The sequence below is a fragment of the Citrobacter sp. Marseille-Q5395 genome, from assembly GCF_947057495.1.
Classification (GTDB): Bacteria; Pseudomonadota; Gammaproteobacteria; order Enterobacterales; family Enterobacteriaceae; genus Citrobacter; species Citrobacter murliniae.
The window spans coordinates 58,879-71,316 of the sequence record NZ_CAMSEL010000006.1 but is presented as its reverse complement, the minus strand read 5'-3'; the positions used below and the strand labels follow the sequence as shown (position 1 = coordinate 71,316).

The 12,438-nt window shown below is 48.4% G+C and carries 13 protein-coding genes and 3 tRNA genes; 13 read left to right on the top strand and 3 right to left on the bottom strand.

The features are described 5' to 3' along the window. Positions 1 to 113 precede the first annotated feature (113 nt). The 4 genes from rsmC (at position 114) to OH663_RS08585 (ending at position 1,602) form a co-directional block, all read left to right on the top strand. The gene (gene rsmC / locus OH663_RS08600) at positions 114 to 1,145 is read left to right on the top strand and encodes a 16S rRNA (guanine(1207)-N(2))-methyltransferase RsmC (RefSeq protein WP_200011367.1); all 1,032 of its coding nucleotides are present in this window, start codon (positions 114 to 116) and stop codon (positions 1,143 to 1,145) included. Between the two features lie 137 nt (positions 1,146 to 1,282). Beyond that, positions 1,283 to 1,369, top strand: a tRNA-Leu gene (locus OH663_RS08595). Positions 1,370 to 1,397: 28 nt separating this feature from the next. Beyond that, positions 1,398 to 1,484: transfer RNA gene (locus tag OH663_RS08590), tRNA-Leu, on the top strand. A gap of 31 nt (positions 1,485 to 1,515) precedes the next feature. Further along, a tRNA-Leu gene (locus OH663_RS08585) sits at positions 1,516 to 1,602 on the top strand. Between the two features lie 37 nt (positions 1,603 to 1,639). Here the strand turns inward: OH663_RS08585 and OH663_RS08580 are convergent. Further along, positions 1,640 to 1,915, bottom strand: coding sequence for a DUF1435 domain-containing protein (locus OH663_RS08580; RefSeq protein ID WP_045439455.1), 276 nt, complete (start codon positions 1,913 to 1,915; stop codon positions 1,640 to 1,642). Positions 1,916 to 2,130: 215 nt separating this feature from the next. Between OH663_RS08580 and OH663_RS08575 the strand changes: the two genes are divergently transcribed. The 3 genes from OH663_RS08575 (at position 2,131) to OH663_RS08565 (ending at position 4,741) form a co-directional block, all read left to right on the top strand. Beyond that, the gene (locus OH663_RS08575) at positions 2,131 to 3,207 is read left to right on the top strand and encodes a GGDEF domain-containing protein (RefSeq protein WP_048222131.1); all 1,077 of its coding nucleotides are present in this window, start codon (positions 2,131 to 2,133) and stop codon (positions 3,205 to 3,207) included. 108 nt (positions 3,208 to 3,315) lie between these two features. Then, on the top strand, positions 3,316 to 4,104 hold the full coding sequence (gene fhuF, locus OH663_RS08570) for a siderophore-iron reductase FhuF (RefSeq protein WP_045439449.1): 789 nt from the start codon (positions 3,316 to 3,318) through the stop codon (positions 4,102 to 4,104). A gap of 178 nt (positions 4,105 to 4,282) precedes the next feature. Further along, positions 4,283 to 4,741 carry a YbaK/EbsC family protein gene (locus OH663_RS08565; protein ID WP_045439446.1) on the top strand — a complete coding sequence of 153 codons (459 nt, stop codon included), beginning with the start codon at positions 4,283 to 4,285 and terminating at the stop codon, positions 4,739 to 4,741. Positions 4,742 to 4,798: 57 nt separating this feature from the next. Here the strand turns inward: OH663_RS08565 and bglJ are convergent, their stop codons facing one another. Then, on the bottom strand, positions 4,799 to 5,476 hold the full coding sequence (bglJ, locus tag OH663_RS08560; protein WP_045439444.1) for a DNA-binding transcriptional activator BglJ: 678 nt from the start codon (positions 5,474 to 5,476) through the stop codon (positions 4,799 to 4,801). Beyond that, the gene (locus OH663_RS08555) at positions 5,437 to 6,162 is read right to left on the bottom strand and encodes a response regulator transcription factor (RefSeq protein ID WP_045439442.1); all 726 of its coding nucleotides are present in this window, start codon (positions 6,160 to 6,162) and stop codon (positions 5,437 to 5,439) included. Before OH663_RS08555 ends, bglJ begins: the two co-directional genes overlap by 40 nt. Positions 6,163 to 6,683: 521 nt before the next feature. Between OH663_RS08555 and OH663_RS08550 the strand changes: the two genes are divergently transcribed. From OH663_RS08550 to opgB, 6 genes are all read left to right on the top strand, one after another. After that, positions 6,684 to 7,460 carry a threonine/serine exporter family protein gene (locus OH663_RS08550; protein WP_045439439.1) on the top strand — a complete coding sequence of 259 codons (777 nt, stop codon included), beginning with the start codon at positions 6,684 to 6,686 and terminating at the stop codon, positions 7,458 to 7,460. Beyond that, positions 7,451 to 7,924, top strand: a complete 474-nt coding sequence (locus tag OH663_RS08545) for a threonine/serine exporter (protein WP_045439436.1) — start codon at positions 7,451 to 7,453, stop codon at positions 7,922 to 7,924. Before OH663_RS08550 ends, OH663_RS08545 begins: the two co-directional genes overlap by 10 nt. Positions 7,925 to 8,049: 125 nt before the next feature. Continuing rightward, positions 8,050 to 8,589 carry a primosomal protein DnaT gene (dnaT, locus tag OH663_RS08540; protein WP_200011365.1) on the top strand — a complete coding sequence of 180 codons (540 nt, stop codon included), beginning with the start codon at positions 8,050 to 8,052 and terminating at the stop codon, positions 8,587 to 8,589. A 2-nt stretch (positions 8,590 to 8,591) separates the two neighbouring features. Then, entirely contained in the window at positions 8,592 to 9,329 is a 738-nt protein-coding gene (gene dnaC, locus OH663_RS08535; RefSeq protein WP_200011360.1) for a replicative helicase loader DnaC, read from the top strand. Between the two features lie 70 nt (positions 9,330 to 9,399). After that, positions 9,400 to 9,888, top strand: coding sequence for a YjjA family protein (locus OH663_RS08530; protein ID WP_045439427.1), 489 nt, complete (start codon positions 9,400 to 9,402; stop codon positions 9,886 to 9,888). Between the two features lie 243 nt (positions 9,889 to 10,131). After that, a complete protein-coding gene (opgB, locus tag OH663_RS08525; protein WP_200011357.1) occupies positions 10,132 to 12,423 on the top strand; it encodes a phosphatidylglycerol--membrane-oligosaccharide glycerophosphotransferase in 2,292 nt (763 codons plus the stop codon). Positions 12,424 to 12,438 lie beyond the last annotated feature (15 nt).

The following is a 12,438-nucleotide window of genomic DNA, read 5'->3' as shown; positions in this document are numbered from 1 at the left end:
CTGTCGAATCAGCGCCAACAAACAACGATACACGTCATCCCGCAGGCCGCCTTGATACAGCTTGAATGATTTTGTGTATATAATCGCAACCTGTATAAATTGAGGAGCACTCCATGTCTGCTTTTACCCCGGCAAGTGAAGTCTTGCTGCGCCACAGTAATGATTTCGAACAAAGCCGTATTCTGTTTGCCGGTGATTTGCAAGATGACCTGCCAGCCCACTTCGAAAGCGCCGCCAGCCGGGCGCATACCCAACAACTCCACCACTGGCAGGTATTAAACCGTCAGATGGGTGACAACGTTCGCTTTAGCCTCGTCGCACAGGCCGAAGACATCGCAGATAGCGATACGTTAATTTACTACTGGCCCAAAAATAAGCCGGAAGCCCAATTCCAACTGATGAATATTCTGTCGCTACTGCCGGTGGGCAGCGATATTTTTATCGTCGGTGAGAACCGCAGTGGCGTACGCAGCGCAGAACAAATGCTGGCCGAATACGCACCGCTGAATAAAGTCGACAGTGCGCGCCGCTGTGGCCTCTATCACGGTCGTCTGGAAAAACAGCCAGTCTTTGACGCCGAAAAGTACTGGGACGAGTACAACGTTGACAATTTGACCATCAAAACGCTACCTGGTGTGTTCAGCCGTGATGGCCTGGATGTGGGCAGCCAGTTGCTGCTGTCAACGTTGACACCGCACACCAAAGGTAAAGTTCTGGATGTTGGCTGTGGCGCAGGCGTACTCTCCGTCGCATTAGCCAGCCATTCACCGAAAGTTCGTTTAACGCTGTGCGATGTCAGCGCATCTGCGGTTGAAGCCAGCCGCGCAACGCTGGCCGCAAATGGTATTGAAGGTGATGTTCTCGCCAGTAACGTCTTTTCCGATGTGACCGGGCGCTTTGATATGATCATCTCTAACCCGCCATTCCACGACGGTATGCAGACCAGTCTTGATGCCGCACAAACGTTAATTCGCGGGGCGGTTCGTCATCTGAACAGCGGCGGTGAATTGCGTATTGTGGCCAACGCATTCCTGCCTTACCCGAAAGTGCTGGATGAAATGTTTGGCTTCCATGAAGTCATCGCCCAGACCGGACGTTTTAAAGTGTACCGTACCGTGATGACGCGTCAGGCGAAGAAAGCATAACTGGAATATGTAACGGCCATTTACATGGCCGTTTTTGCACCAATCAACCCAGACTGCACAATTAACTATTGACGAAAAGCTGAAAACCACTAGAATGCGCCTCCGTGGTAACGATACTTTTTGAGTATCGATGGTATGCGAAGGTGGCGGAATTGGTAGACGCGCTAGCTTCAGGTGTTAGTGTCCTTACGGACGTGGGGGTTCAAGTCCCCCCCCTCGCACCATAATCCACGTTGATATTGCTCGCACTGGGCGAAGGTGGCGGAATTGGTAGACGCGCTAGCTTCAGGTGTTAGTGTTCTTACGGACGTGGGGGTTCAAGTCCCCCCCCTCGCACCAACGAGGCGATATCAAAAAGTAAGATGACTGTGCGAAGGTGGCGGAATTGGTAGACGCGCTAGCTTCAGGTGTTAGTGTCCTTACGGACGTGGGGGTTCAAGTCCCCCCCCTCGCACCAATTATCTTATTTTCCCTTCTGTTTTTTCTGTTTCACCTCACCCCTGATTCCAGTTCATCATCATCAGAACAACGCCACCAATTAGCGCTGCGCATGAAGGTAGCAAAACAAAATGCCGTAATCGCTTGTGATACAGCATGAGTGAAGTCAGTAGTAACCCTAATACAACCACCGCTTTCCATGCGTAAACTGACAGGTCAGTAAATGCCAGCCCGGCAATTAATATTCCCGGCAGTAGCACTCCCCATCCACTGCCCAGCGCACGTTGCAACATGGTTTCACCTACGATATTGATAATGATAACCAATATCATATGATATATTTTCTCATTTGTCAGCCTGGAAAGACTATCAATTATATGAGTTTTACTTAACGATTGATGACATGAATAATTGAAGGTGATAAATTGCACGGCGGTTAGCTTTTCAACAAAAAACTATAAATACCTATGTGAATGATTTTTCACTCGTTATTTTTTCCCTGACAAACACATCTTCGTATCTTGCAGATAAATAACAATATTTACCTATGACAGTACAATCCTGGCGAGCTCTGCGCACTAAAAAATACCAACTCTCTTTACGTTTGTTTCTGCTTCTCAACGCAGTCTCCTCGTTGTTTACGCTTTTCTTCCCGCTTTTTGCCGTCAAGGCATTATCCGCACCAGCAGTACTCATCTGCGCCGCGAGTACGCTGTTGTTGGTCTGGCATGAGAAATATGTCGATAAAAGAATTAATCTCCCCCTTATTTCAATCATTTTTGGCTTGTTATGGGCGACACATATTGTTCTGAAATCTTCTGTATTAGGTCATAATGATTATTATTTTCTATTGATAGCGCTTCTCAGCGTGCTGTTTATTGGCTCGATTGCTTTTGCCAATAATATCATTGCGTTTACCCTCCATTCATTACCTTCAGTCGCCGTGTGTCTGTGGCTTAACGGTAGCGAGCACGGTCTGCGAATTATCTATTTTATGGCGCTGCCCATGGCCGGGATCGCTATTCAACACGTGATACAAAAGCGCTATGACGGTTTTGCCCAGCAGTTGATGTACAAGCTGCTGGAAGAGCGTGAAACACTAAACGGACTTAGTATGCTCGACCCATTAACGGGTCTGTATAATCGCCGGGGCCTGCAAAACCGGCTTGATACGCTGCTGGCCCTCAGTAATTCCAGGCACTATGTCCTGTTGCTGGATATCGACCATTTCAAAGCCTACAACGATCATTACGGCCATATGATGGGCGATCAGGCGCTGATTCGTGTTTCTGCCGCTATTCGCGACTCAGTGCGCTCGCGGGACGTAGTGGCGCGTTTTGGTGGTGAAGAGTTTATGGTGTTGCTGACCGCTATCGATCCAGCGCAGGCACAGGCTGCTGCCGAGCGAATTCGCCAGAAGGTCTACGATCTTAAAATTCCTCACATGTTTAATGAAAGCGTGGCGACCAATGTGACCGTCAGTATCGGCATTGCACCATTGGTAGATCAGGAGATTGACGAAGCCATCGCTAAAGCAGACAAAGCCCTCTACGAAGCCAAGAACCTGGGCCGTAATAACACTCTGGTCAGTGATGAACTACGGGTAAGCAGCCCCTCGGTCTGAGCTATCTGTGCGCTGTTGTCCAACATCGCGACAAAAATCTTGCCATCGTTTTCCCTCGTCTATAGGATTGGCAATCATTATCATTTAGATTAACATCTCTATATAGACATGGCTTACCGTTCAGCACCGATCGTTGAAGATGTCATCTGGCGAACCCCTCTCCCTCCCGAGAAAGCATCGCTGGCAGATTCCGTGCGAGCAACAATCGCTCAGACCCGCGAGCATCTACTGGACTTCATTCGTCTTGACGAAACACCGCCACAAAATGCCATGACGCTGCATGAATGGACCCAGCCCGCTACGCTAAACTCGTTGCTGGCAGTTTATTCTGACCATATATATCGTAACCAACCCACATTAACACGCGAAAATAAGCCACTGATTTCCCTGTGGGCGCAATGGTATATCGGGCTGATGATGCCTCCGCTGATGTTAGCCCTTCTGACACAAAAAGAAGCCATCGATACCGCTCCAGAACATATGCACGTCGAGTTTCACGAAACGGGTCGTGCTGCATGTTTCTGGATAGATGTACATCAGGATAAACACGCCACTGCCTTCACTCCACAACAACGGATGGAAACACTGATTCTCTCAGCACTGACACCCGTTGTTCAGGCGCTGGAGTCGACAGGTGAGATCAACGGTAAGCTTATCTGGAGCAACACCGGATATTTAATTCACTGGTATTTAACGGAGATGAAACCGTTACTCGGTGATGAATTACTGACAATGTTGCGACAAGCCTGCTTCTTTGAGAAACAGTTATCCTGTGGCCGGGACAATCCTTTGTGGCGTACTGTTGTTCCGCGTGAAGGGCTGCTGGTTCGCAGAACCTGTTGCCAGCGCTACCGTCTACCCGATGTCCAGCAGTGCGGTGACTGTACGTTGAAATAAAAGAAGAACTGCCCCCTCGTCATTCTTAACTGCCTGCTTATTCTCCTTCCCAGTTAACTGAATCTGATGTTGCGGCGTTGTTACAATAAAATATTTACAGTGATACTTTCCCTGTGACAAATTACGCCATGCAGTTTTTTGCTATATAGGGCTGCTTACAGGCGATTGGGAGAAAAGAATGAGTTTACAATCAGTACGGCAGTTTTTGGCGGAGCATGCCCCGGATATTGAAATCATCGAATTAGACCAAAGCACAGCAACGGTTGATCTGGCTGCAAAAGCCCATAACGTCGAGCCAGGTCAGATCGCAAAAACACTTTCGCTGAAAGTAAAAAACGACATTATCCTGGTGGTCGCCAAAGGGGATGCTCGTCTGGACAATAAGAAGCTGAAGAATACATTTGGTGCTAAGGCTCGTATGCTGAGTAGCGATGAGGTGGTCAATGCTACAGGTCATCCCGTTGGCGGGGTTTGTCCGTTTGGCCTGGAAACACCAATTTCCGTGTACTGTGATATATCGCTGAAACGCTATGCTGAAGTACTCCCCGCGGCGGGAGCCACACACAGCGCGGTTCGCATCGCACCTGACAGAATGGCTGAGCTGACTGCTGCAACCTGGGTAGACGTGTGTCAGTAACGAACCCAGGTCTTTGTGCCGGTGACTAACCCCGGCACTAATTGATCAATAACACCGTTACGAAACTGCATGAATAAATGGTGTCGACTCCCCGGCACGCAGATATAACAGAATATCGGCAGCGTTCAATAATCCGGCATCGGAGCTAACGCCCAGTTTAGACATTGCATTAAATTTATGCGCCCTAATGGTTTTAATATTCCGCTCAAGCTGAATAGCAATTTGCGGCATCGAATAACCATTCGACATAAAGCGTAGAATTTCACGCTCTGTTGGACTCAGCATACGACTTTGGTTGATATACCAAAGGTTTTTCGTGCTTTCTGTTTCCCTGCTAGCAAAATTCAAGGCTGCAAATAATCCCTCCTGTAAAACGCTTAACGAGGATGCTTTGCTAAGAACACCATCCAGTGGTAACGGCGACAGAGAGCCAATTAAACGCACTTCAGCATCATCATCGGCAATAACCACGCGGCGAATATGAGGGAAGTTCACCGCCAATTCAGTCAGATATACCAGTCCAGCTCGTCGATCAGTTCTTATCGCGGGAAGTGAAAAAATAACCGCTGAAAATGGCATATTTATCATTGTCTGGCTAAAGTCAGACTGGCTGGAAAAGAGATGAAGTTTGTATTGATTTTTTGGCATGGTATTAAATAAATTATTAATACCCACACTGCTCATTACACACTTTTCTACCAACGCGACATTTCGTTTGACACTTCTTTTTTCCATTCCGTGGTTTCTCCATACAATGAAGGTAAATTCAGTTCTCGTGATCCTTGAGAACTATTGATCCATGCATACATCTCTGCATTGCTATGTATTGATAAACGACGCATCGCACTATTTTTTTGGGCACTGATTGTTTTATTGCTTTTCTTGAGCAACATCGCTATCTGATTAATTCCCCAACCTTTCCCCAGCAGTCGCAACACTTTTCTCTCTGACAGGGTAAGCACTATCGACTGCACGCTATGTTCCAGGATTTCAGGCGTTACGGGCGGTGAGAGCAACATTTTGCTAATTCTCTCGGCGCGAGTATTTCCCACATGAATTACATTCACTAAACTTTCGATTGGCTCCGCATCAGACAACAACGAACTACAAGGGCACATCAACAATTCAACGGCTAGCGGATAAAATTTGCGAGAAACGAGGAAGACCCAGTGGATATCACGGTACTGAGATAATAAAGAATAATACTGTTCACAGACTGAACGCGGCTGGCTAAAGTCCCCAGTTAAATCAATCATCACCAAATCGGAACGTCGTAGCTGCAATAAAGTGAGTTCTTCTGCACTGCGGAAACAGGTGAGCTCATAATTTGGGAAATGAGTTTGAATTACACTCTTTAATCCCGCTTGCATAATCGGCAGCGTACTAATAACAACTGCGTTTTTGCTGCGTCCTGGCAACATATATCCTCCACGTCCATATGCCGTTTGTCTCATTCACTCTATAAATTCTTAATGGGTAAGTAACATAATCAATAAGGAATGGTTAGAGTAAATAATAGATATTGTGAATTGTTTATCCTTAATTTAATTCATGATAATTCAGACCGCATAATAGCACTATAATCCTAATAGTACTTTGCTATAGAGCCATCGTCGCATAATTACTCATAAAACATTAAATGTACAATTAAAATAACTAAACTATAACATTAGCCATTCTAACTTATTTAGCATTCAGTCCATAAAATAATAACGCTTTCTGATCGTAAGTTAGCAGGCTCAGTATGGTGAGAGGATGCTTCAAACAACTTAAATTTTCACTCAATCGCTAAAACTAAATGTCGCTTCACATTCAGCAGACAAGCACGATGTCTCTTTTTTTCAACACAAATATTGATCTTAGCCAGAGCCATTGGGCTTATACTTCATGATAAAAGTAGACATTCGTCATTCAGAGAGCGTTTTTTCAGTCAGAGTGAGCTATGCAAACAGAGCAGTCGTCACAACGAACGGTTACACGGTTATGTATACAATGCGGGCTTTTTTTACTGCAACATGGGGCAGAAAGCGCACTGGTTGACGAGCTCTCCACCCGCCTTGGGCTGGCTCTTGGAATGGACAGCGTAGAAAGCGCCATATCATCTAACGCAATCGTCCTGACCACGATTAAAGACGGACAATGCCTGACATCGACCCGTAAAAATCACGATCGCGGCATTAATATGCACGTCGTTACGGAAGTGCAGCACATCGTTATTTTGGCAGAACACAAGCTACTGGATGACAAAGGTGTTGAGAAACGCTTTAGCCAAATTAAACCGCTGCGCTACCCAAGATGGCTGGTTGCTTTCATGGTCGGGTTATCCTGTGCCTGCTTTTGTAAGCTCAATAAGGGAGGATGGGATGGTGCCGTTATCACCTTTTTTGCCAGCATGATCGCCATGTACATTCGCCAAATTCTGGCCTCCCGGCATTTACATCCGCAAATCAACTTTTGTATCACCGCTTTTGTTGCCACAACGATATCTGGCCTGATGCTGACTCTGCCCACCTTTAATCACACGCCGACCGTGGCAATGGCAGCCAGCGTGCTGCTGCTGGTTCCGGGTTTCCCACTGATTAACTCCGTTGCAGATATGTTTAAAGGACACATTAATACCGGCCTTGCTCGCTGGGCTATTGCCAGTCTGCTCACACTGGCCACCTGCGTTGGCGTAGTGATGTCGATGACGATATGGGGGCTGCGAGGATGGGTGTGATGGATTTCATTTTTGCACTACTGCAGGATATGGTCCTGTCTGCAATTCCCGCCCTGGGGTTTGCCATGGTGTTTAACGTGCCTCATCGGGCACTCCCGTGGTGCGCCTTGCTCGGTGCGCTCGGGCACGGCTCGCGAATGGCTGTAATGACCGCAGGACTCAATATCGAATGGTCAACCTTTTTAGCTTCATTGCTCGTAGGTTGTATTGGGATCCAGTGGTCTCGCTGGTATCTGGCGCACCCGAAAGTCTTCACCGTCGCGGCGGTGATCCCGATGTTCCCCGGGATCTCGGCCTACACAGCCATGATATCCGCCGTAAAAATCGGTCATTTTGGTTACAGCGAAGCGCTGATGATCACCCTGCTGACCAACTTTCTGAAAGCTTCATCTATTGTGGGCGCACTCTCTATCGGGCTTTCAGTTCCGGGATTATGGCTGTATAGAAAGCGCCCGCGCGTATAACTGATTAACCTTCTTACAATCCAACGGATGGGGGCGACCTTCCCTCATCCTGCTGCTCTCCCTCTTCTCTGTGTTACTATAAAAGCAGTCCCCTTCTCGGTTGTTGTTCGGTATTGAGAAACATTATGTCCTGCAAAATTTTGACCCCGGACGTCATCAGCATTGACGCCTTATTACACGATCACAACGCGGTGCTGGCAAAGTCAGTAGGGGGTGCTGTGGCCGTTTTCGCCAATAACGCACCTGCCTTTTACGCGGTTACCCCTGCGCGGCTAGCTGAGCTATTGGCGCTTGAAGAGAAACTGTCACGTCCGGGAAGCGATGTAACGTTGGACGCGCAATTTTATGAAGAGCCGCAAGCCGCTCCTGTTACCGTGCCAATGGGGAAATTTGCGATGTACGCTGACTGGCAGCCAGACGCCGACTTTCAGCGACAGGCCGCCCTGTGGGGCGTGGCGTTGAGAGAGCCAGTCACCGCCGAAGAACTGGCTTCATTTGTTGCTTACTGGCAGGCGGAAGGTAAAGTCTTTCACCACATTCAGTGGCAACAAAAACTGGCGCGTAGCATACAGATTGGCCGGGCCAGCAATGGCGGGATGCCAAAGCGTGATGTAAATAGTGTCAGCGAACCTGACAGCCATATTCCACCAGGTTTTAGAGGATAACGATGAAAAACGTTGGCGACCTGATGAAACGTCTGCAAAAAATGATGCCACCCAATGTAAAGTCCGCGTTTAAAACGGGCGAGGAGTTGCTAGCATGGCAAAAAGAGCAAGGTGAAATTCGGGCTGCGGCGCTGGCTCGTGAGAACCGGGCAATGAAGATGCAGCGCACATTCAACCGTTCCGGTATCCGTCCCCTGCACCAAAACTGCTCGTTCGATAACTACCGGGTCGAGTGTGAAGGTCAAATGAATGCCCTGAGCAAAGCCCGCCAGTACGTTGACGAGTTTGATGGCAACATTGCCAGCTTTATCTTCTCCGGCAAACCCGGCACCGGAAAAAACCATCTGGCCGCAGCTATTTGCAACGAACTGCTGCTGCGCGGCAAGTCAGTACTGATCATTACTGTGGCTGATATTATGTCAGCGATGAAGGATACCTTCAGTAACCGTGAAACCAGCGAAGAACAACTGCTCAACGATCTCAGCAACGTGGATCTGCTGGTGATCGACGAAATCGGTATGCAGACCGAATCCCGCTATGAAAAAGTGATCATCAATCAGATCGTCGATCGTCGTTCTTCCTCCAAGCGCCCGACCGGCATGCTGACAAACAGCAATATGGATGAGATGAACAAACTGCTGGGTGAGCGCGTGATGGATCGTATGCGACTCGGCAACAGCCTGTGGGTCATTTTTAACTGGGAAAGTTACCGTAGCCGGGTTACTGGTAAAGAGTATTAAAGTATTGGGAACACTCCTAAGTGATCCAGCGCTATACTGCGCTGAAAAGGCATAACACGAGTGACCTGTAATGATGAAAGCAACAAAACGTCTTCTTTGCTGTGCGGTTGCCGCCAGCACACTAATCTCTACTGGCGTTTTCGCCGCCTCCTGGCAAGATTCGCTCTCCAGCGCTGCCAGTGAACTGAGTAAGCAAAGCACTGGCTCACAGAGCAGCACCTCACTCTCTTCCCTGACCAGCCTGCTGAGCAGTAATCAGTCGCTCACGTCGAACAGTATGAATAACGCGGCCGGTATTCTGGAATATTGTGCAAAACAGAAGCTCGCCTCGGTCACCGATACTGAAAACGTCAAAAACCAGGTTCTGGATAAGCTGGGGTTGGGAACGACGGAACAGAAAAAAGATACCAACTACCTGGATGGTATTCAGGGCCTGCTGAACGCCAAAGATGGTCAACAGCTTAACCTGGACACGATTGGTAACAGCTCGCTGGCAAAGCAAGTTAAAACCAAGGCCTGCGATCTAGTATTAAAACAGGGTATGAACTTTATTTCCTGATGTGATAAGCGCCGCGTACCGCCTTTTCCCGGCCTGCGCGGCTTCAATCTACTCTTCGAATCTGCTCCCCACTGACCACATAGTGATCCCCCTCAAAAACACGCATATCTAAACCAATTCTGAATAACAACGTAATTAAATGTCACTAGAATTGCAGCAATATAACAACGCTATTACATTGTACAGTCCAGAAATGATTAGCCTGCCAGGCAATTAATTGCCCGGCTTACTGAGGATCGTCCGTTGTCTGAATTATTCTCCATCGCTCTGTTTCTCGCTTCGGTATTGATTTACGCCTGGAAAGCGGGTCGCAACACCTGGTGGTTTGCCGCCATGTTAACGGTGCTGGGAATTTTTATTGTCTTAAATATCACACTGTATGCCAGCAACTATTTCACCGGAGATGGCATCAACGATGCGGTGCTCTATACGCTGACCAACAGCCTGACCGGCGCGGGCGTCAGCAAATATGTTCTTCCGGGTGTAGGGATTGCACTGGCGCTGACTGTCGTATTTGGCGCCCTGGGCTGGGTACTTCGCCGCCGTCGCCATCATCCTCATCACGTTGGCTACAGTCTGCTGGCCCTGATACTGGCACTGGCTTCCGTTGATGCCAGCCCGGCATTCCACCAGATAACCGAACTGGTCAAATCCCAGTCTCGCGATGGCGATCCAGACTTCACGGCGTATTACAAAGAGCCATCAAAAACGATCCCTAACCCGAAGCTGAACCTGGTTTATATCTACGGCGAAAGCCTGGAGCGTACCTATTTTAATAATGATGCGTTCCCGGACCTGACTCCGGAGCTGGGTGCATTAAAAAACGAAGGTATGGACTTCAGCAATACCATGCAGTTACCGGGTACGGATTACACCATCGCCGGAATGGTGGCCTCACAGTGTGGTATTCCGCTGTTTGCCCCGTTTGAAGGTAACGCTTCAGCATCAGTCTCCAGTTTCTTCCCACAAAATATCTGCCTGGGTGATATCCTGAAAAACTCCGGCTATCACAACTACTTTGTACAAGGTGCAAATCTGCGCTTTGCCGGAAAAGACGTCTTTCTGAAATCCCATGGTTTTGATTATCTGTATGGCGCGGAAGAGTTAAAAAGCGTGGTGGCAGACCCGGCATACCGTAACGACTGGGGTTTTTACGACGACACCGTACTGGATGAGGCATGGAAAAAATTCGAAGAGCTTTCCCGCTCCGGCCAACGTTTTTCACTGTTCACCCTGACGGTAGATACCCATCATCCGGATGGTTTCATCTCCCGTACCTGTAACCGCAAACGCTATGATATCGATGGTAAGGCGAACCAATCCTTTAGCGCAGTCAGTTGTAGCCAGGAAAATATTGCTGAATTTATCAATAAGATCAAAGCCTCACCGTGGTTTAAAGATACCGTTATCGTGGTCTCTTCCGATCACCTGGCGATGAACAACACCGCATGGAAGTATCTGAATAAGCAAGATCGCAACAATCTGTTCTTCGTTCTGCGTGGTGACAAGCCTCAGCAGGAGACGCTGGCCGTGAAACGTAACACCATGGATAACGGCGCAACGGTGCTGGATATTCTGGGCGGCGATAACTTTATCGGCCTCGGACGTAGCAGTTTGTCGAGCGAATCCGTATCGGAAGTGTTCCTGAATATCAAAGAAAAAATGCTGGCGTGGAAGCCCGATATCATTCGTCTGTGGAAGTTTCCCAAAGAGATAAAAGAGTTTACCGTCGATCAGGACAAAAACATGATCGCCTTCTCGGGGAGCCATTTCCGCCTGCCGCTGCTGCTGCGCGTATCAGACAAACGCGTTGAGCCGTTGCCGGAAAGTGAATACTCAGCCCCACTGCGCTTCCAGCTTGCTGATTTCGCCCCACGCGATAACTTTGTGTGGGTAGACCGCTGCTACAAAATGGCGCAGTTATGGGCACCAGAGCTGGCACTCTCTACCGACTGGTGCGTATCGCAGGGCCAGTTAGGCGGCCAGCAAATTGTACAGCACGTCGATAAAGCGAAATGGAAAGGTAAGACTGCGTTTAAAGATACAGTTATCGACATGGAGCGTTACAAAGGTAACGTCGATACGCTGAAAATTGTAGATAACGATATTCGTTACAAAGCCGACAGTTTTGTCTTTAACGTGGCAGGTGCGCCTGAAGAGGTGAAACAGTTTAGTGGGATTTCACGCCCCGAATCCTGGGGACGCTGGTCCAATGCGCAACTGAGCGAAGAGGTAAAAATCGAATACAAGGCTCCGTTGCCGAAGAAATTTGATCTGATCATCACCGCGAAAGCTTTCGGCGACAACGCCAACCGTCCTATTCCCGTACGCGTGGGCAACGAGGAGCAAACGCTGGTGCTAAGCCATGATATCAGCACCACCACGCTGCATTTTGATAACCCGGCAGATGCCAATACGCTGGTGATTGTCCCGCCCGACCCCGTCGCCACCAACGAGGGGAACATTCTGGGCCACTCGCCGCGTAAGCTGGGGATCGGGATGGTTGAAATTAAAGTTGTGGATTTACAAGGGTAAAAAAAACAGCGCCCA

Bases quoted from the DNA above. Each gene is read 5' to 3' on its own strand.
- rsmC (WP_200011367.1), top strand. From the start codon at position 114: ATGTCTGCTTTTACCCCGGCAAGTGAAGTCTTGCTGCGCCACAGTAAT.
- OH663_RS08555 (WP_045439442.1), bottom strand. From the start codon at position 6,162: ATGTTGCCAGGACGCAGCAAAAACGCAGTTGTTATTAGTACGCTGCCG.
- OH663_RS08580 (WP_045439455.1), bottom strand. From the start codon at position 1,915: ATGATATTGGTTATCATTATCAATATCGTAGGTGAAACCATGTTGCAA.
- OH663_RS08545 (WP_045439436.1), top strand. From the start codon at position 7,451: ATGGGTGTGATGGATTTCATTTTTGCACTACTGCAGGATATGGTCCTG.
- OH663_RS08530 (WP_045439427.1), top strand. From the start codon at position 9,400: ATGATGAAAGCAACAAAACGTCTTCTTTGCTGTGCGGTTGCCGCCAGC.
- dnaT (WP_200011365.1), top strand. From the start codon at position 8,050: ATGTCCTGCAAAATTTTGACCCCGGACGTCATCAGCATTGACGCCTTA.
- OH663_RS08575 (WP_048222131.1), top strand. From the start codon at position 2,131: ATGACAGTACAATCCTGGCGAGCTCTGCGCACTAAAAAATACCAACTC.
- dnaC (WP_200011360.1), top strand. From the start codon at position 8,592: ATGAAAAACGTTGGCGACCTGATGAAACGTCTGCAAAAAATGATGCCA.
- fhuF (WP_045439449.1), top strand. From the start codon at position 3,316: ATGGCTTACCGTTCAGCACCGATCGTTGAAGATGTCATCTGGCGAACC.
- OH663_RS08550 (WP_045439439.1), top strand. From the start codon at position 6,684: ATGCAAACAGAGCAGTCGTCACAACGAACGGTTACACGGTTATGTATA.
- OH663_RS08565 (WP_045439446.1), top strand. From the start codon at position 4,283: ATGAGTTTACAATCAGTACGGCAGTTTTTGGCGGAGCATGCCCCGGAT.
- bglJ (WP_045439444.1), bottom strand. From the start codon at position 5,476: ATGGAAAAAAGAAGTGTCAAACGAAATGTCGCGTTGGTAGAAAAGTGT.